At 45.1% G+C, this 20182-nt stretch carries 18 protein-coding genes; all 18 read left to right on the top strand.

Going from position 1 to position 20182, the window contains the following annotated elements; all coding sequences use genetic code 11:
- The first annotated feature begins 88 nt into the window (after positions 1-88).
- The 18 genes from pyrH (at position 89) to rpsO (ending at position 20169) form a co-directional block, all read left to right on the top strand.
- A complete protein-coding gene (gene pyrH, locus AC1DM9_RS13035) occupies positions 89-817 on the top strand; it encodes a UMP kinase (protein WP_053377774.1) in 729 nt (242 codons plus the stop codon).
- Positions 817-1371, top strand: a complete 555-nt coding sequence (gene frr, locus AC1DM9_RS13030) for a ribosome recycling factor (protein WP_339208952.1) — start codon at positions 817-819, stop codon at positions 1369-1371. The genes pyrH and frr overlap by 1 nt, the downstream gene beginning before the upstream one ends.
- A 61-nt stretch (positions 1372-1432) precedes the next feature.
- Complete coding sequence (locus tag AC1DM9_RS13025) at positions 1433-2197, top strand: isoprenyl transferase (protein WP_076269177.1); 765 nt, start codon at positions 1433-1435, stop codon at positions 2195-2197.
- A gap of 27 nt (positions 2198-2224) precedes the next feature.
- Entirely contained in the window at positions 2225-3019 is a 795-nt protein-coding gene (locus AC1DM9_RS13020; RefSeq protein ID WP_430054928.1) for a phosphatidate cytidylyltransferase, read from the top strand.
- A 16-nt stretch (positions 3020-3035) separates the two neighbouring features.
- Positions 3036-4175, top strand: a complete 1140-nt coding sequence (locus tag AC1DM9_RS13015; RefSeq protein ID WP_477550298.1) for a 1-deoxy-D-xylulose-5-phosphate reductoisomerase — start codon at positions 3036-3038, stop codon at positions 4173-4175.
- An 88-nt stretch (positions 4176-4263) separates the two neighbouring features.
- Positions 4264-5538, top strand: a complete 1275-nt coding sequence (gene rseP, locus AC1DM9_RS13010; protein ID WP_076269180.1) for an RIP metalloprotease RseP — start codon at positions 4264-4266, stop codon at positions 5536-5538.
- A 10-nt stretch (positions 5539-5548) separates the two neighbouring features.
- The gene (proS, locus tag AC1DM9_RS13005) at positions 5549-6997 is read left to right on the top strand and encodes a proline--tRNA ligase (protein WP_441881253.1); all 1449 of its coding nucleotides are present in this window, start codon (positions 5549-5551) and stop codon (positions 6995-6997) included.
- A 43-nt stretch (positions 6998-7040) separates the two neighbouring features.
- Positions 7041-11348 (top strand): PolC-type DNA polymerase III, encoded by a 4308-nt coding sequence (locus AC1DM9_RS13000; protein ID WP_477550299.1) that lies wholly within the window; start codon positions 7041-7043, stop codon positions 11346-11348.
- A 169-nt stretch (positions 11349-11517) separates the two neighbouring features.
- On the top strand, positions 11518-11979 hold the full coding sequence (rimP, locus tag AC1DM9_RS12995; RefSeq protein WP_076269183.1) for a ribosome maturation factor RimP: 462 nt from the start codon (positions 11518-11520) through the stop codon (positions 11977-11979).
- 38 nt (positions 11980-12017) lie between these two features.
- Positions 12018-13115, top strand: coding sequence for a transcription termination factor NusA (gene nusA, locus AC1DM9_RS12990; protein ID WP_054028947.1), 1098 nt, complete (start codon positions 12018-12020; stop codon positions 13113-13115).
- A 54-nt stretch (positions 13116-13169) separates the two neighbouring features.
- On the top strand, positions 13170-13484 hold the full coding sequence (gene rnpM, locus AC1DM9_RS12985; protein ID WP_076269184.1) for an RNase P modulator RnpM: 315 nt from the start codon (positions 13170-13172) through the stop codon (positions 13482-13484).
- Positions 13471-13803: a L7Ae/L30e/S12e/Gadd45 family ribosomal protein gene (locus tag AC1DM9_RS12980; RefSeq protein ID WP_054028945.1), complete on the top strand. Its 333-nt coding sequence runs from the start codon at positions 13471-13473 to the stop codon at positions 13801-13803. The genes rnpM and AC1DM9_RS12980 overlap by 14 nt, the downstream gene beginning before the upstream one ends.
- A 61-nt stretch (positions 13804-13864) precedes the next feature.
- Positions 13865-16426: a translation initiation factor IF-2 gene (infB, locus tag AC1DM9_RS12975; RefSeq protein ID WP_477580564.1), complete on the top strand. Its 2562-nt coding sequence runs from the start codon at positions 13865-13867 to the stop codon at positions 16424-16426.
- A gap of 7 nt (positions 16427-16433) precedes the next feature.
- Complete coding sequence (rbfA, locus tag AC1DM9_RS12970) at positions 16434-16790, top strand: 30S ribosome-binding factor RbfA (protein WP_054028943.1); 357 nt, start codon at positions 16434-16436, stop codon at positions 16788-16790.
- A complete protein-coding gene (locus AC1DM9_RS12965; RefSeq protein WP_477580336.1) occupies positions 16787-17776 on the top strand; it encodes a DHH family phosphoesterase in 990 nt (329 codons plus the stop codon). Before rbfA ends, AC1DM9_RS12965 begins: the two co-directional genes overlap by 4 nt.
- 3 nt (positions 17777-17779) lie before the next feature.
- Positions 17780-18694 (top strand): tRNA pseudouridine(55) synthase TruB, encoded by a 915-nt coding sequence (gene truB, locus AC1DM9_RS12960; protein ID WP_076269187.1) that lies wholly within the window; start codon positions 17780-17782, stop codon positions 18692-18694.
- A 44-nt stretch (positions 18695-18738) separates the two neighbouring features.
- On the top strand, positions 18739-19686 hold the full coding sequence (locus AC1DM9_RS12955) for a bifunctional riboflavin kinase/FAD synthetase (RefSeq protein ID WP_430054921.1): 948 nt from the start codon (positions 18739-18741) through the stop codon (positions 19684-19686).
- 213 nt (positions 19687-19899) lie between these two features.
- Positions 19900-20169, top strand: a complete 270-nt coding sequence (rpsO, locus tag AC1DM9_RS12950) for a 30S ribosomal protein S15 (protein WP_053375765.1) — start codon at positions 19900-19902, stop codon at positions 20167-20169.
- Positions 20170-20182: the final 13 nt, after the last annotated feature.

The raw sequence follows: 20182 nt of genomic DNA, 5'->3' as shown, positions 1-20182 counted from the left end.
GGGGCGGGGCGTCCGCCCCGCCTGCTTGTATGATTAGAACATATTTGAAGGACCTCATTTACTGAGGTGCATGATGGAGGTATTAACGTTGGAGCATCCTGTGTATAAACGTATCGTTTTGAAAGTAAGCGGTGAATCATTGTCTGGTCAGGAAGGTTATGGCATTGAAGCGACGGTCATATCTTCAATTGCTGATCAGGTGAAGGAAGTCGTAGCACTTGGCATAGAAGTGGCCATCGTTGTCGGAGGCGGCAACATTTGGCGTGGAATTGCAGGTTCTGCAAAAGGCATAGACCGTGCAACAGCTGATTACATGGGAATGCTGGCTACTCTTATGAATTCACTTGCACTTCAAGATGCACTGGAACAAATCGATGTACCTACTCGCGTACAAACATCGATCGCGATGCAACAAATCGCTGAACCGTACATCAGACGTCGTGCTATCCGTCATTTGGAAAAAGGACGCGTCGTAATCTTTGCTGCAGGAACTGGTAATCCATTTTTCTCAACAGATACAACAGCAGCGCTTCGCGCAGCTGAGATCGAAGCAGAAGTAATATTAATGGCGAAAAACAAAGTGGATGGCGTATATTCTGCTGATCCATTTAAAGATAGCACAGCTGAGAAATTTGAGGAGCTTACATACCTCGACATGCTTAACCGTAATCTAGGCGTAATGGATTCAACCGCAGCTTCACTTTGCATGGATAATAATATTCCTCTTATCGTATTTGCGATTACAGAGAAAGGGAATATTAAACGCGTCGTGCTGGGTGAGAAAATCGGAACGATAGTGAGAGGAAGTGCGAAATAATGCCACAAGAGCTGAAAAAAAACGCAGAAGAACGTATGGATAAAGCGATTTCCGCGCTAAAACGTGATTTGTCGTCTTTGCGCGCTGGTAAAGCTAATTCATCTTTGCTTGACCGTATTCAAGTGGAATACTACGGCGCAATGACGCCTGTCAATCAACTTGCTAACATCAGTACGCCAGACTCTCGTACGTTGTTCATTCAACCATGGGACAAATCGTCGATGTCGGCAATCGAGAAAGCGATTATGAAATCGGATCTTGGACTGACACCTTCCAATGACGGTGCATCGATTCGTCTTTCTATCCCACCGCTTACAGAAGAGCGCCGGGCAGAGCTTGTGAAAACTTCGAAAAAGCTTGGCGAAGAAGCAAAGGTAGCTATTCGCAATATTCGTCGGGATGCTAACGACAGCGTGAAAAAACTTGAGAAAACAACAATTTCTGAAGATGAATCACGTGGTCACCAAGAGGATATTCAGAAGGCAACTGATAAATTTATTGCTGAAGTAGATAAAGTGCTTGTTGCCAAAGAAAAAGAAATTATGGAAGTATAATAATCTCTGGGCCCCTCCGATAGGTGGGGTTTGGTTTTGATTTCGGTTGGGAGGAAGTAAGATGATCGAGCGACTTTGGGCCAAATTAGGCAAATCGTCCTTACAGCCGACTGATTCTGTGGCCTCAGAAAATGTGCCTGAGCATGTTGCAATTATAATGGATGGGAACGGCCGTTGGGCTAAAGATCGTGGATTGCCACGTATGGCTGGTCATCATTCCGGCATGAAAGCGGTCAAACGTATTACCATTGCAGCGGATCGGTTAGGCGTCAAATATTTGACGTTATATGCGTTTTCAACGGAAAACTGGAAGAGACCTAAAGCTGAAGTGGATTTTCTTATGAAGCTTCCGCAGCAATTTCTTGAAATTGAATTAGAAGAATTGATAGCCAACAACGTGCAGGTTCGCATGATGGGACATAAAGAGGATTTGCCTTCATTTACGATCAGTGCAGTTGAAGAAGCCATTATAAAGACCGCTAACAATACAGGGCTAGTTCTAAACTTTGCCTTAAACTATGGAAGCCGTAAGGAAATGCTTGAAGCTGTGAAAAGCATCGCATCTGAGGTTCAGCAAGGAAATCTTGCAATCGATGATATCGATGATAAAGTAATGGCCGATCGTTTGCTTACAAGTGGATTGCCTGATCCAGATTTGCTCATTCGTACAAGCGGTGAATTGCGATTAAGTAATTTTATGATGTGGCAGCTTGCTTATAGTGAATTGTGGTTTACGGATGTGTATTGGCCTGAATTTACGGAAGCGCATTTTCAAGAAGCGATTTTGGAGTATCAGCGCCGCGCGCGTCGATATGGTGGATTGTAGCTTCAAGCGACGGAGTGTGACTTTTCATTGAGACAACGATTGATTACTGGAATTGTAGCAGGTGCAGGCTTCATAGGTTTAACAATAGCAGGCGGATGGTTATATACAACTCTCCTCGTATTGCTAGCTATTATTGGTTTTACTGAATATGCGCGAATGAATGGTGTAGCATGGTCGCATCCGTCAACTTTGCTCGGATATGCGGGTGTGCTACTGTTTGTGCTACCATGGTCTGATTGGGGTATTGTTATTCCATCTTTCCTGACTATTGTTTGGATGCTGGCCTTCTTGCTGCTTGCCCTAACCGTGATTACCAAAAATAAAACGACAATTGATGGCGCCGCACTTATGTTGCTAGGCGCTTTATATGTAGGTTACGGCTTTTCAGCAATGGGCGAAGCTCGTCAAATTGAGGAGCATGGCCTATTGTGGACGTTTTTGTCCTTTGGCTGTATTTGGGCTTCGGATATCGGTGCTTATTTTACTGGACGAGCCATTGGGAAAACGAAGCTATGGCCTTCAATCAGCCCGAACAAAACGATCGAAGGCGCCTTAGGCGGCGTATTGTTATCCTTAATCGTATCGGCAGTATTCGCACTCACGATGCCCGATTTTATTGATTTGCCAAAAGCTTTGCTAATCGGTTTAATTGCCGCTGTAGCTGGACAGTTTGGGGATTTGATTCAATCTGCTTATAAACGTGTGAGAGATATAAAGGATACAGGTACGCTTCTGCCAGGACATGGTGGAGTGCTCGACCGATGCGATAGCTGGCTAATCGTATTTCCGCTGTTAGTGCTTACTGGGCTGCTGCCTGTATAAGTCAGGAGGATTTTGTGTGAAAAAAATAAGTATATTAGGTTCGACAGGTTCAGTCGGAACACAGACGCTGGACGTTATTGCCCATGATCCTGATCGTTATCAGGTTGTTGCCTTGTCCGCTGGTGCGAATGTCGATTTGATTATAGAGCAAGCCAAACAATTTAAACCTTCGCTCGTTAGCTTGGCTTCCAAAGCAGACGCAGAAGCCGCTCGTCCCCATATGCCGCCTGGAACAAAGGTTGTCTATGGCGAAGAAGGACTTGTTGAAGTAGCCGCTGGGACGGACGCTGATGTCGTTGTGACAGCAATTATGGGAAGCAGAGGGCTGCCGGCAACATTGGCGGCGATTGATGCGGGGAAAATGATCGGTTTGGCGAATAAAGAGACACTCGTAACGGCTGGTCATATCGTAATGGAACGTGCGAAACAGCGCGGAGTATCGATTTTGCCGATAGACAGTGAACATTCGGCGATTTTTCAATGCTTAAACGGCGAAGATCGCAAATCTATCAATCAAATTACATTAACAGCCTCCGGCGGCTCCTTTCGTGATCGCACAAGAGAACAGCTTGAGGGTGTAACAGTAGCTGAAGCGCTAAATCATCCCAATTGGTCGATGGGCGCAAAAATTACGATTGATTCAGCGACTATGGTTAATAAAGGGCTGGAAGTTATTGAGGCAAGATGGCTGTTCGATGTTACATACGATCAAATAGGTGTCATTATTCATCCGGAGAGCATCATTCATTCTTATGTGGAGTTTACCGATCACAGCATAATCGCGCAGCTTGGAATGCCGGATATGCGAGTACCGATTCAATATGCGTTGTCATATCCGGAACGGAATGTAACCCCGACAAGCAGGCTGAACCTGGCACAAATCGGAAAGCTGCATTTTCGCGAGATGGATTTTGAAAGATATCCATGTCTAAGGCTGGCATTCGAGTGCGGGAAGCTAGGTCAATCAGCTCCTGCAGTATACAATGCTGCAAACGAGGTTGCGGTGGCACGGTTTTTGAAGGGTGAAATTACGTTTCTTGACATTGAACGGATATTGGAAACGGTCGTTGGCAAGCACGAAGCAGCTGATATCAATGATTTGCAGATGATCTCAGAAGTGGACGCTTGGGCAAGACAGCTGGCCCAATCCGTATAATATCGGTTAAATTCCGGTTCTCTTGTATCGGACGGGAGAATAATGATAATCTATGTACAGGCCGTAACGAACAGGAGGCTTCAGCTTAATGCACATGATTCAAGTTGTTTTCTTGACCATACTCGTTTTTTTCGTGATCGTAACGATCCATGAATGGGGTCATTACTATTTCGCAAAACGCGCAGGCATATTGGTGCGAGAATTCGCAATTGGCTTCGGGCCGAAGCTTTTTTCGGTAAAACGTGGCGAGACGAGATATACGCTTCGATTAATACCTGCCGGCGGTTTCGTTCGAATGGCGGGAGAAGATCCAGAAATTGTTGATGTCCAGCCCGGTCAAACGATCGCGGTTCGTCTGAAAGACAATAAAGTGACTAGACTTTATTTGGATCGTCTTGATGACCGCAGCGGTGTTATTCGCGGAGAAATCGTGGCGATCGATCTTGAGCGCAAGCTATCTGTTACACTTGACGTAGAAGGGGAAAACGAGATTTTCTCGGTACACCCTACTGCTTTGATGATCACAAAAGGCAAAGAAACACAAATCGCGCCGCTCGACAGACAATTTGGCAGCAAAACAGTAGCGCAGCGTGCACTTGCTATTTTTGCTGGCCCTATGATGAACTTTGTGCTTGCATTTGTATTGTTTGCTACCTACATTCAGTTAGCAGGTGTTCCTGTTGAGTCGCCTGATAAGCTGCTTGTTAATGAAATATCAGAAGGCATGCCAGCTGATAAAGTAGATTTGAAAAAGGGCGATGTCATCGATGCAGTCAACGGCATCAAAATCGGAGCTGATTTTGATAAAATGATCGCGATTATCGGTAAATCACCGAATGTTCCTGTTAAAATGGATATTATTCGTGACGGCAAAGCTCAGCAAGTTGTTATAACACCTGAACCGAATAAAGAGGGTGTAGGCAAGGTTGGGATCAGTGCCGCATTGCCAACACGTCCGGCTACTTTCTCTGAAACGTTCACAGGCGCAGGCAAGCTCATGAAAAACATGACAGTAAGCATTTTTGAAGGCTTCAAGAAGCTTATTTTCGGAGAGTTCAAGCTTGATGATCTTGGCGGACCTGTGCGAACAGCAGAAGTCACGAGCCAGATTGCTCAGCAAGGCATTGCTCAGTTAACATCATGGACAGCACTGCTAAGCTTGTATTTAGGAATATTTAATTTGCTGCCGATTCCTGCCCTTGATGGAAGCCGCCTCATATTCCTCGGAATTGAAGCGATTAGACGCCGGCCGATTGATCCGAACCGTGAGAGCATGGTACATTTTGTCGGTTTCGCGCTCATCATGTTATTAATGCTCGTAGTAACTTATAATGATATTTTACGATTGGTAAAAGGGGAGTAAATAGTCGCTTATGTCTAAGGATAAACAGTTTGTTACAGAAATCACGCCTCAAAGCGAGGATTTCTCCAGATGGTATATTGATGTTATTAAAAAAGCCGAGCTTATGGATTATTCGCCTGTAAGAGGCTGTATCGTATTCCGTCCTGAGGGATATGAGCTTTGGGAAAATATTCAGCGTGATCTTGATCGCCGCTTTAAGGAGACGGGACATCGCAATGCGTATTTCCCGCTCTTTATTCCTGAGAGCTTTTTCCAGAAAGAAAAAGAGCATGTTGAAGGCTTTAATCCCGAGCTGCCTTGGGTAACTGAAGCAGCTGGCGAGAAGCTCGAAGAACGCCTTGCTATTCGTCCAACATCGGAAACGATGTTTGGACACATGTATTCCAAATGGATTCAATCGTACCGCGATCTTCCGCTGCTCATTAACCAATGGGCAAACGTCGTTCGCTGGGAGAAGCGCACAATGCCATTCCTTCGTACGAGTGAGTTTTTGTGGCAAGAAGGCCATACTGCGCATGAAACAGAAGAGGAAGCGCGTCAAGAGACGATGCAGATGCTTGATGTTTACACGCAGTTCGTTGAAGAATTCCTTGCTATCCCTGTAATCAAAGGTGAAAAAACGCCTTCTGAGCGGTTCGCTGGTGCGGTTGATACGTATTCGATCGAAGCGATGATGAAGGACGGGAAGGCTGTTCAAGCCGGAACATCGCATTATTTGGGTACGAAGTTTGCAGTTGCTTTTGATATTAAATTCCTTGATCGTGAGAATACATTGCAATTCGCTCATACAACTTCTTGGGGCGTGAGCACAAGACTAATCGGCGCCCTTATTATGGTTCACGGCGATGATCGTGGTCTGGTGCTGCCTCCAAAAGTTGCTCCAACACAAGTGGTTATGATTCCAATTGGCCCTGCAAAAATGCGCGAGCAGGTTGTTGGCCGTGTGGATGAGCTTTATGCAGAGCTTAAGAAAGCCGGTATTCGCGTACGCGTGGACGATCGTGCTGACGTGAGCCCAGGCTGGAAGTTCAACGAATATGAGATGCGCGGTGTTCCACTACGCCTTGAACTTGGACCGCGTGATATGGAAAATGGACAAGTTGTGCTTGTTTCCAGAGTTACTGGAGAGAAGCGTATTGTACAGCAAGCTAATCTTCTAGCAGAAATAGAAACTATGCTTGAAGAAACGCATCAAGAAATGTTTAATCGTGCGAAGCAGTTCCGTATTGACAACTCTCGTTCGGTTGAAACGCTTGATGAAATGAAAAGCTTTTTGGAAGAACAGCGCGGCTTCGTAGAAGCTGGCTGGTGCGGCTCAGCTGCTTGCGAGAAGCAGGTCAAGGAAGAAACTGGAGCGACAAGCCGGAATATTCCATTTGCCCCTGAATCGCACAAAGAAACATGTCTCGTATGTGGAGATCCATCCAAACATACTGTTGTATTTGCAAGAGCTTATTAAGGACTGAAGCTAGTTCGGTTCGGATCTTAAGGAGTGGTATTTTATGAGCCAAACCGCAAAAAAACGGCAGAGTTTTGAAATGCTTTTACAGCATATTCAGCTGCCGCAAGAACTTATACAAACCTATTTTCAAGATGGATATATAGATCAAGTTATCGTTAGCAACAGCAATCAAGAATGGACGTTTTGCATCCGCAAAACGTCCATGGTGCCTTTACAGGCCTATAATGGGCTATGCCAGGCGGCTAGAATGAAGTTTGAGTCTATCGCTGCAGTCAGTTTCTTGCTGATTTATGATCCTGTTGTAGAGACTGAATCCATTGTGCTGCAATACTGGGGTTTGTTCATGGAGTGGGCACAGCGCGAGATCGCTTCCGTAAATGGATGGCTGCAGAAATCTTCGATCACGGTTGAAGGAGACTTGCTAACTCTATCTCTCCTTGACAATACGGGATTGGATCTCGCTCGGAAGAAACGATTGGATGATGAAATTATTCGTTTCTTTAATGAAAATTTCCAGCGCGCATGCAAAGTGAAAATGATCGTCAGCGAATCCAGGCAAGAAATTTTGGATGAATTCTCTCTTCGTATGGTGCAGGAAGAACGGGAATATGTGCAGGAGCTGATGGCGAGCGCGCAATCCGAGTCTGAGCTCGTCGATGAGAGTGAAATCAAGCTGGCGGTTGGTTATGATATTCGGGAAGAGCCGGTTCCATTGATGAATATCATCGAAGAAGAGAAAAAAATTACAGTACAAGGCGCGGTATTCGGCCTCGAAGTGAAAGAGCTTCGTAACGGAAGCACATTGTTTACGTTCAATGTAACTGACTTCTCCGACTCTATCGCGATGAAGATGTTTGCGAAGACGAAGGACGATGTGAAAATATTGAACCAGCTTGCCAATGGCAAGTGGGTCAAAGCTCGCGGGCGCATAGAATATGATCGCTTCATGCAAGAACCGGAGCTTGTGATGATGCCGAATGATTTGCATGAGGTCAGAACACCTGCTGAGCGTATGGATAAAGCGGAGGAAAAGCGAGTCGAATTTCATCTCCATACAACCATGAGCGCTATGGATGCGGTAACTCCGGTAGATGTCTATGTAAAGACGGCTGCCAAATGGGGACATAAGGCGATTGCAGTAACGGACCATAGCAATGTTCAATGTTATCCGGATGCGAATAAGTCAGCCAAAAAACACGGCATAAAAGTGCTTTTTGGTGTTGAAGCGAACATCGTGAACGACGCAGTGCCAATGGTGCTGGAATCAAGACCTGAACCGCTTGCGACAGCAACTTATATTGTTTTCGATATAGAGACAACGGGCCTTTCCGTTATTAATAACAAAATTATTGAGCTTGCCGGCGTTAAAATGCGTGATGGCAAAGAGATTGATCGTTTCTCTACCCTTATTGATCCGCATGAAAAAATTCCTTACCACATTACGCAGTTGACTAACATCAATGATGATATGGTAAAAGGGCAGCCGGATATTGAGCCTAAGCTTAGAGAATTTATTGAATTCATTGGTGATGATGTTCTTGTCGCCCACAATGCAAGATTTGATATTGGCTTTATTCAAGCCAACTGCAAAGCTTTCGGCATGCCGGAAGTGAAAAATCCAGTGCTCGATACGCTGGAACTCGCACGATTTATTTTTCCAACGCTCAAAAATCATCGTTTGAATACGTTAGCAGATAAATATAAGGTTAGTCTCGACAACCATCACCGCGCTGTAGACGATTCCCTTGCTCTTGGCGGCGTGTTGTATGGCTTGATTGCAGATGCAGCTGAGCGAAATATTACGAATCTACATCAGCTAAATGACTATGTAGGCATTGATTTATCTAATTCTCGGCCTTTCCACAGCAATATTTATGCACTTAATGCTGTTGGGAAGAAAAATTTATTCAAGCTTATTTCCATCTCACATACTGAACATTTCAAACGGGTAGCTACGATACCAAAAACGAAGCTTGTTGCACACCGTGAAGGCTTGCTCGTTATTTCTGGCTGTGAGAAAGGTGAGTTTTTCGAAACCGTTCTGAATAAGTCGTATGAGGAAGCGCTGGAGGTTGCACGTTTCTATGATGTGCTTGAAATCCAGCCAATTGATTTCTACATGCACTTAGTTGAGAAGGGGCTAGTAGGCAGCCGAGCTGAGATTGAGCAGGCGCATCGCCGGATTTGCCAAATCGGGGATGAGCTGGGCAAGCCGGTTATTGCTACAGGAAACGTTCATTACTTGAATCCGCGCGACAAAATGTATCGTGACATAACGATTCATGGGATCACTGGTTTTAGCCCGCTTAAGAGTATTCGCAAGCCAGATGCTCATTTCCGTACAACGGAAGAAATGCTGGAGGAATTTGCATTTTTAGGGGAAGCAAGAGCTCGTGAGGTCGTCATTACGAATACAGTTGAGCTTGCTGATCGATTTGAGCCGTATGATATGTTCCCTACTGGACTATTTGCTCCAATTATTGAGGGTGCCGACGAGGAAATTCGCAACACTTGTTATGACACAGCGAAGTCGATGTATGGGGAAGATCTTCCTCAGGTCGTTATCGACAGGCTGGAGAAAGAACTTATTCCTATTATCAAATTTAAGTTTTCTGCCAACTACTTGATCTCGGAGAAGCTTGTTAAGAAATCGAACGCAGATGGATATTTGGTCGGCTCACGGGGATCGGTTGGTTCCTCGGTCGTTGCCACATTCCTGGGTATTTCAGAGGTTAATCCGCTGCCTGCTCATTACTTGTGCAAAAACTCGGATTGCAAGCATAGCGAATGGTTTTTGGACGGAAGTATTCCGAGCGGCTTCGATTTACCGGACAAATTATGTCCGAAATGCGAGAAGCCGATGAAGGGTGAAGGACAGGATATTCCGTTCGAAACCTTCCTTGGCTTCAAAGGCGATAAAGTTCCCGATATCGATTTGAACTTCTCCGGAGACTATCAACCGATTGCTCATAACTATACAAAAATATTGTTTAGCGAGAAGTGTGTGTTCCGTGCAGGAACGATTGGTACGGTTGCAGAGAAAACGGCCTATGGTTTCACTAAGAAGTATGAGGAAGAGCATGGCAAGAAATGGCGCGGTGCTGAACTTGCCAGACTTGCTAGTGGCTGTACGGGTGTAAAACGAAGCACGGGACAGCATCCAGGCGGTATCGTCGTTGTTCCCGATTATATCGATGTTGAAGATATAACACCTGTTCAATTTCCAGCAGACGATGTGAATGCGGAATGGAAGACAACTCATTTTGACTATCACGCGTTTGATGAAAACTTGCTTAAGCTCGATATTCTGGGGCACGATGATCCGACAATGATGCGGATGCTGCAGGATTTGACCGGCGTTGATCCAACGTCAATACCGATGAATGATCCTAAAGTCATGAGCATGTTCAACTCGACCAAAGCACTTAACGTGCCAGGCGAGCAAATTCGCTCTTCGGTAGCCACTTACGGAGTGCCGGAAATGGGAACGAAGTTCGTTCGTCAAATGCTTCAAGAGACGCAGCCTTCTTCGTTTGCCGATTTGCTGCAAATTTCCGGATTGTCTCATGGCACGGGAGTTTGGCTAGGAAATGCACAAGAGCTGATCAAGAACGGCACTTGCAACATCAAGACGGTAATTGGTTGCCGGGATGATATCATGTTGTTCTTGATTTATAAAGCTGGAATGGACGCTGGACTTGCATTTAAAATTACGGAAAGTGTACGTAAAGGTAAAGGCTTGACGCCAGAGTGGATCGAAGAGATGAAGCGATGCAAGGTGCCTCAGTGGTACATTGATTCTTGCCTGCGCATCGAGTATATGTTCCCGAAAGCACATGCCGCGGCCTACGTAATTTCGGCAGTTCGCACCGCCTATTTCAAGCTTTATCATCCAATAGAGTATTACGCTACTTACTTTACAGTAAGATCGGACGATTTTGATTTGGAGCTGCTTTGCCAAGGATATGATGCGATCTTGCGTAAGCTGATCGAGATTGAAGCCAAAGGATTTAATGCGCTCCCTAAAGAGAAAAACATGGTGTCGCAGCTGGAAATGTCACTTGAGATGACGGCGCGCGGCTTCTCCTTTAAGCCGATCGATCTGTATCGTTCTGACGCGACGAAGTTTCTTGTAGATGGGGATTCCCTTATTCCGCCATTTGCTGCCATTGCGGGAATTGGCGATAACGCCGCACGTAATATCGCAGCCTCAAGAGACGATGGCGAGTACTTGTCAATCGAGGATTTCCAAATGAAATCAAAGGCGACAAAAACGATTATTGAGGTTCTTGGAAACATGGGCTGCTTCCGTGGATTGCCTGAATCTAATCAGCTTTCACTGTTCTAGAAGCGGCTTGAATAGAAAAGATTTCTTGTCACTATAGTGCGGTTATGTTATAATTTTTCTGGCAATGATGATTATAAAGACTTTGATGCAGAAGAGTGGGGAAACCCACTCTTTACGTTTTGTTAATGGCAAAATGGCATAGTGCGTATAAACAGGAGGTCAACTGAATTTGAGTACATCCAAAATCAAAGCCGCTGTCCAGGAAATGGTTTCACCATACCTCAGCAGCAATGGATTTGAACTGGTTGATATTGAGTATGTAAAAGAAGGAAGCAATTATTTCCTTCGTATTTTCGTAGATAAAGAAGGCGGCATCGACATCGATGACTGCGGTCGTATCAGCGAATTCATAAGTGAGCAATTGGACAAAAACGATCCAATTACAGATGTTTATTTCTTGGAAGTATCTTCCCCAGGAGCAGAAAGACCGCTTCGGAATGAAGATGAAGTACGTAAAGCAATCGGTAAGCACGTTTACATAACGACATATGAACCGATTAGCGGCGCTAAAGAATTTGAGGGGCTGCTACTTGCATTTGATGGAGAAAATGCAGTCGTTCGTACAGCCAAAAAGGAATATACCATTCCTTACGATAAGGTGGCTGGCGCCAGACTCGCAATCGTGTTCTAAATATTCGTTTCTATATTGAAAGGGGGAAATCCAGTCCAATGAGTATGGATTTTATTGAAGCACTACAAGAAATAGAAAGAGACAAAGGGATTACCAAGGATGTGCTCCTTGAAGCCATTGAGGCTGCTCTTATCTCCAGCTACAAAAGAAATTTTAATACCGCTCAAAATGTACGCGTCGATATTAACCGTCATACTGGTGTTATCAAAGTATACGCCCGCAAGACTGTTGTTGATGAAGTACTAGATCCGCGTCTGGAAATTACAGTGGAGGCTTCAAGAGAAATCAATCCTCATTATCAGCTTGACGATATTGCGGATATTGAAGTTACGCCGCGTGATTTCGGACGTATCGCTGCTCAAACAGCGAAGCAGGTTGTTACTCAGCGTATTCGTGAGGCTGAGCGCGGACTGATTTATAATGCTTTTATCGATAAAGAGGAAGATATCGTTAACGGTATCGTTCAACGTCAGGATGTTCGCAATTTATTTGTGGATCTAGGCAAGGTTGAGGCTGTATTGCCTTTGACTGAGCTTATGCCAACTGATAAGTTTAAGCATGGTGACCGCGTGAAGTCGTATATCACGAAAGTTGAGAACACGACTAAAGGTCCTCAAATCATTTTATCCCGCACGCATCCTGGCCTTTTAAAACGTTTGTTCGAGCTTGAAGTGCCTGAGATCTATGACGGAGTAGTAGAAATTCGTTCGGTTGCTCGTGAAGCTGGCTTCCGTTCAAAGATTGCGGTTCATTCCCGTAACTCCGAGGTTGATCCAGTCGGTTCATGTGTTGGCCAAAAAGGACTGCGCGTTCAGACGATCGTAAACGAGCTTAAAGGTGAAAAAATCGATATCGTTCGTTGGTCTGAAAGCGTGGATGAATATGTTGCGAATGCTCTTAGCCCATCAAAGGTGCTAGAGGTTATCGTATTCGAACAAGAGAAGATGGCCAGAGTAATCGTGCCGGATTACCAACTATCGCTTGCGATCGGTATTAAAGGTCAGAATGCAAGGCTTGCTGCCAAGCTGACTGGCTGGAAAATCGATATTAAGAGCGAAACGCAGGCAGAGCAGGAGTATGGACGTCCGAAATCAATGACTACGGTCATGCATCAGGATTCAGTATCCATCGACTAATCTGAATTTTTCAACAGATACGCGTCAATTCAGCTGGCAGAGGAGGGGTGTACAATGAGACCGAGAAAAGTACCGCTTCGCAAATGCGTCGCTTGTCAGGACATGATGCCGAAGAAGGAGCTCATTCGGATTGTGCGGACACCGGCCGAAGAGGTGCAGATTGACCTGAAAGGCAAACAAGCTGGCCGCGGTGCATATTTATGCGGTAAAGTCAGTTGCTTTAAATTAGCGAAGAAATCCAAGGCGCTTGATCGAGCACTGAAGCAGCATGTTGGTGAACACATTTACGATCAACTTGAGCAGGATTTTATAGCGGTAGAGGAACAGTTTATTGCTGGTAAGGAGCTGATAAGCGATGAAGCAGAATAAGAGCTTATCACAGCTTGGCATGGCAATGCGTGCCGGAAAGCTGATTACAGGCGATGAAATTGTCCTCAAAGCTGTAAGAAATAAACAAGTGCATCTCGTTATCCTTGCAGGAGATGCTTCAGACAATACGAAAAAAAAGTTTCGTGACAAATGCAACACCTACGGAATACAACTCGCCGAAGCATTCGACCGTGAGCAACTAGGAAAGGCGATTGGTAAGCCAGAACGGGTTGTAATAGCGGTAACCGATGCGCAATTCGGAAAAATGATTGCGAGTCATCTGAGCCATAATACGGAGGTGGATCATATTGGACAATAAACAAGACAGCAAGGACAATAAAGATAAGCTGCGCGTTTACGAGTATGCCAAGTCACTTAATATGAGCAGCAAAGAAATCATAACGATCCTAAAAAGACTTGATTTGCCAGTCAATAACCATATGAGTGTCATGGAAAACGAAATGGTAAATAAGGTTGAAGGTTTTTTCCGCAATATTAAACAAAATGCCGCTGCAAAGCGCGCGCAAGAAACAACAAATGTAACGGTTTCTTCCGCTCAACCTACTGCCAACAAGCCGCAATCGCAGCAGCCACAACAGCAGGAGAAGAAGCCGCAGCCAGTACAAGAAAATAAAAATACGAATCAAGACAGACAGGGGCCTATGAATTCTATTAATACGAAACCACAAACAACCCAACAGCAGTCAGAACAAAGACCAGCAGGACAACAAACAAGTCGTCCAGCATCACAATCAAGCAGCAACCGTCCATCACAAGGCAGTTCTAATTCGAGCCGTCCAAGCCAAGGACAAGGCGGACAAGGTAATCGCCCAGCGGGTTCTAACGCGGGTTCAAGCCGTCCATCACAAGGTCAAGGCGGTCAAAGCAGTCGTCCAGCATCATCTGGACAAAGCCGTCCTTCACAAGGCGGACAAAGCAATACTGGCAGCCGTCCAAGCGCTCCGCGTTCAGACGCAAGCAGCCGTCCAGCACCATCAGGCCAAAGTCGTTTCGACTCTAAGCCAGCACAAGGTCAAGCGCGCGGTAACGACAACAGAAACGCAAGACCTGGCCAAAAAAGATTTGAAGACGGCAAACCAGGCGGCTTCAGAGGCAACAATGGCCGTGGTGGTCAAAAAGGTCGCGGCGGCAAGTTCCAACAACAACCGCCACGCGAGAAAATTGACAATACGCCAAAGAAAATTATTGTACGCGGTACAATGACTGTTGGCGAATTGGCAAAATTGCTGCATAAGGATGCATCAGAAGTTATTAAAAAACTGATTTTCCTTGGCGTAATGGCTACGATCAACCAAGAAATCGATATGGATGCGATTCATTTGATCGCAACAGACTACGGGGTAGAGGTTGAAGTGAAAATTCCTGTTGAGGAAGATTCCTTCGAAACCGTAGAAGAAACAGACGAAGATGAAAATTTGGTGTCACGTCCACCGGTTGTTACCATTATGGGTCACGTTGACCACGGTAAAACAACTTTGCTTGATGCCATTCGCAAAACGAATGTTACAGGCGGAGAAGCCGGCGGAATTACACAGCACATCGGTGCTTACCAAGTTGAAATTAACCATAAAAAAATTACGTTCCTCGATACGCCTGGTCACGAAGCGTTTACGCTTATGCGTGCACGCGGTGCGCAGGTTACGGACATTACGATCATCGTAGTAGCAGCTGATGACGGCATCATGCCGCAAACGGTTGAAGCCATCAACCATGCAAAAGCAGCTGGCGTTCCTATTATCGTAGCGGTTAACAAAATCGATAAACCAGAAGCGAATACAGAGAAAATCAAACAAGAAATGACTGAATATGAACTCGTTCCGGAAGAGTGGGGCGGCGACACCATTTTCGTCGAAGTTTCCGCTAAACAAAGAATTGGTCTTGAAGGCCTTCTTGAAATGATTTTGCTCGTAGCTGAGATGAATGACTACAAAGCTAACCCGAACAAACGCGCTCGCGCTACTGTTATCGAAGCTGAGCTTGATAAAGGTAAAGGTCCAGTTGCACGTATTCTCGTTCAACACGGTACTTTGAAAATTGGAGATGCTTTTGTTGCAGGTAACTGCTTCGGCCGTATTAGAGCAATGGTTAATGATAAAGGCCGTCGCTTAAAAGAAGCAGGTCCTTCTACACCAGTTGAAATTACTGGTCTAACAGAAGTTCCATTAGCTGGAGATCCGTTCATGGTATTTGAAGATGAGCGCAAAGCCCGTGATATTGCTGATCGTCGTTCCATTAAACAGCGTCAATCGGATATGGGTGCGAATACACGCGTAACGCTTGATGATCTGTATAACCATATCAAAGATGGTGAAATTAAAGATCTGAACGTTATTATCAAATCCGACGTTCAAGGTTCTTCCGAAGCACTTAAAGGCTCGCTCGCAAAAATTGAAATCGAAGGCGTTCGCGTAAAAATCATCCACAGCGGTGTTGGCGCGATTACAGAATCGGATATCATTTTGGCGTCAGCTTCCAATGCTATCGTAATCGGATTTAACGTTCGTCCTGATCCACAAGCAGAAGCAACGATTGCACAAGAAAAGGTTGACGTTCGTATGCACCGCGTTATCTACAACGTAATCGATGAGATTGAGCAAGCAATGAAAGGCATGCTTGATCCAATCTACAAAGAGGTTGTTATTGGCCACGCTGAAGTTCGTAACGTATTTAAAGTGACTAAAGTTGGCGCAATTGCAGGTTGTATGATTACTGACGGTAAAATTTCCCGTAACGCTGAAGCACGTTTGGTTCGTGGCGGTATCGTTGTCTTCACAGGCAAAATTGAATCCCTAAAACGTTTCAAAGACGATGCTAAAGAAGTTGCAGCAGGTTATGAGTGCGGTATCACGCTTGATCGTTTCAACGATGTTCGTGAAGGCGATATTATCGAAGCGTTTGTCATGGAATCAGTAGAGAGGTGAGTAAAGCATGGCAAAAATCCGAGTAGGGCGGGTCGGCGAACAGATTAAAAAAGAGCTGAGCCAAATTATACAAACAGAGTTGAAAGATCCTAGAATCGGATTCATTACTGTAACAGGTGTTGAAACATCAAGTGATCTCTCACAAGCAAAAGTGTATTTAAGCGTGCTTGGCAGCGAAGAGCAGAAGGAAGCGACGCTTAAGGCACTAGCGAGCGGAACAGGATTTATTCGCACAGAGCTTGGCAAGCGCATGCGCCTTCGCCATACACCCGTATTGCTGTTCAAGTTTGACAGCAGTATTGAATATGGCAGCCGCATCGAGGCATTGCTTGAAAACATCAACAATGGGAATTCAGCTCGATGATAAATCAAAGCAGCTATTCGATGCAGCTAGATGAAGCGCTGGCGTTAATGAAAACTTACGATCATTTTTTGGTCGTATCACATGTACAGCCTGACGGTGACGCTATTAGTTCTACTGTTGTCGTAGGCTGGATGCTTGAGAAACTTGGGAAGACGGCAGTACTGATTAATGAAAGCGAGCTGCCGTCCAGACTTCGTTTTTTGCATCAATTTGATTCCATTCTCAATTACAAGCGCGATGTAAATCAGCAAACATTTGATGCCATTATTTCGGTCGATTGTGCGGATTTCAAACGTATTGGAGAGGTAGCGAGCAGCTTTGCACCAGATGCAAAGCTGCTTAATATCGATCATCATCCAACCAACAATGGATTTGGCACCGTAAATGTTATACGAGCAGAAGCTGCGGCTACTGTTGAAATATTGTATGATTTAATCGAGAGAGCAGAAATCGCCTTAGATGTGAATTGTGCAACAGCAATCTACACCGGTTTATTGACCGATACAGGCGGGTTTCGTTATTCCAACACGAGTCCGCGTGTCATGGAGATTGCTTCGCATTTGCTCGCTTTAGGCGTGTCCGGCAATGAGCTCGCTGATCATCTTCTAGAGAAAATGACTATGGCTAAGCTCAAGCTTCTCCAGCTCGCACTCAATCGCCTCACATTTACGGATAACTTAGAGATCGGCTGGGTCTATATTGGCAAAGATGATTTGCGCAATACAGGTGCTGTTCCTGAAGATCTAGAAGGAATCGTGAATTATGCGCTTAATGTGGATGGAGTTGAAGTCGGCATTCTATTTAAAGAAACGGAAGACGGTGCAGTCAAAGCAAGCATGCGTTCAGCAGGCAAAGCCAATGTAGCCGCAATTGCGCAAGCATTCGGTGGTGGCGGTCATGTGCGTGCAGCAGGATGCCGGATTGAAGGTTCTTTAACGACCTCGATTGAAGAGCTAGTGGAAGCAGTCAGAAAGGCGTTGATTTAAGCGATGGACGGCATTTTGGCAGTTTGGAAGCCTGAAGGCTGGACTTCTCATGATGTGGTTGCAAAAGTACGCCGAGTGCTAAAGATGAAGCGAATTGGTCATACAGGAACGCTTGATCCTATGGTTACGGGTGTATTGCCGCTATGTCTTGGGCGTGCAACGAGAGTAGTCGAATATGTGCAAGAGCGGCCTAAGTCATATGAAGCCGTATTGCAGCTTGGAATTGCAACAGATACAGAGGACATAACGGGTACAGTTATTGCGCGGCAATCGCCAATATCGGTTACAGAAGAGGATGTTCGCCATGCACTGTCGCAGTTTTTAGGCGAGATCGATCAAGTACCTCCCATGTATTCCGCTGTCAAAGTTGATGGCAAGCGATTGTACGAGTTAGCTAGAGAAGGAAAGACCGTTGAGCGGAAATCGAGAAAAGTAACGATTCATCAAATAGATCTCATTGATACTCAGCTCGATCTTGATCAGCCTCAGATTTCGTTTTCTGTCGTTTGTTCAAAAGGTACATACATTCGCACGTTATGTGTGGACATCGGCAAAGCACTAGGTGTTCCTGCTACGATGGCCCATTTGACGCGAACGATGTCAGGCGGCATTACAAAGGAAAGCTGCTTGACGCTTGAGCAAATCGAGCAATTGCAGCAATCCGGTGAATTAAGCGGACATATCATTTCCGCCGATGAAGCCATTACACATTTGGATCGTGTGACGATTCCAGAATCGTTTGGGAAACTTGCACTGCAAGGACAGAAAGTTAGTCTCAGCCATTCAGTCGAACATGCAGCATTGACTTTAGATGGACAACTTATACGTCTGTATAATGATCAAAGCTCGTTTCTAGGTATTTTTCAGATTGATTTGAATGCAAATGTTTTCAAGCCAATCAAAGTGTTTTCAGCTTAGCTTATCGTTGTAGAAAGTTAATAGGAAATGCAGGTGCTTCAGCGTTGGAAATTATTCCATTAAGTTTTCCTTTAAACGGTTTGTCCACGTTGTCGCTGGACAAACCGCTTTCCATAGCAATCGGTCATTTTGACGGGGTTCATCGTGGACATCAGAACGTGATTCGCCAAGCTGTAAATGCGGCGAAGGAATCCGAGATGCTATCAGCGGTTTTGACATTTGATCCTCATCCGAAAGAAGTTCTCGGACAAGGTGAGCAATATTATCGTTGCCTTACGCCTTTTGATGCGAAGACAGCGTTATTTGCAGAGCTTGGCGTAGATCTTGTATTCATAATGAAGTTTGATCTTGAGTTTGCTTCAGTATCACCTGAGCGCTTCGTCAATGAGGTTCTGCGCACACTCCGTGCTAAGCAGGTCGTTGTAGGCTTTGATTTCAACTTCGGCCATAAAGGCTCAGGTAATGCAGAGACTTTGAAGCAGCTGGCAGAGCCTGATATTTCTGTTCATATCATTGAGCCTTTGATCGAGAACGGGGTAAAAGTAAGCAGTACTTATATCCGTGAAGCACTTGAGCAAGGTGATCTTGAACTGGCAGAACGATTGCTTGGCAGGCCATATGAAGTTGAAGGGATCGTTGTTCATGGGGACAAAAGAGGTCGTACGATCGGGTTCCCAACAGCAAACCTGCAATTTAATGCCCCATATATCGCGCCAAGGCTTGGCGTTTATGCGGTAATGGCTTGGATTGGTGATACCGCATACCCTGGTGTTTTAAACTATGGCTTAAAACCAACCTTTAATAAAGATGAGCTGAAACCTGTAATGGAGGCTCATTTGTTTGACTTCAACAGCGATATATACGGTGAGCATATGCGTTTGCAATTGCTATCGTTTATCCGTTCGGAGAAAAAATTCAATTCCATTGCCGAGCTTGTTGAGCAGATTGGATCTGATTCTGAGCAAGCGAAGGCGATCCATGGTTACAACTAACTGATCGTATCATCCATTCGTGTGTAAACGAATGTTGGGTATTCTTTATTTATGTTCCTCGACATTCGTCCACCTTATGTGTTATACTATACAACGTTGTAAGTAGTCATACATTTTGTGTGACATACGGACAAACTTAACCTTAGCTTGGATGTCCGATCTCACCGACGGCTTCGAGGCTAATGGCGATTATCAAGAAGGAGGTGAATTAGGATGGCAATTACACAAGTACGTAAAAACGAACTGATTGAGACGCATAAGACACATGCAACTGACACGGGTTCCCCGGAAGTTCAAGTGGCTATCCTGACTGAAAACATCGTTAACTTGACTCAACATTTGCGGGAGCACAAGAAAGATCATCATTCCCGTCGTGGTTTGCTCAAGATGGTAGGTCAGCGCCGTAAGCTGCTTGCATACCTTAAAAACAATGATGTTAGACGTTACAGCGCATTGATCGAAAAACTCGGCCTACGCCGCTAAAACATGCGTAAAG

Source organism: Paenibacillus sp. 01T431, from assembly GCF_056398625.1.
The sequence above is the reverse complement of the archived record's forward strand: the minus strand, read 5'-3'. Positions and strand labels throughout refer to the sequence as shown.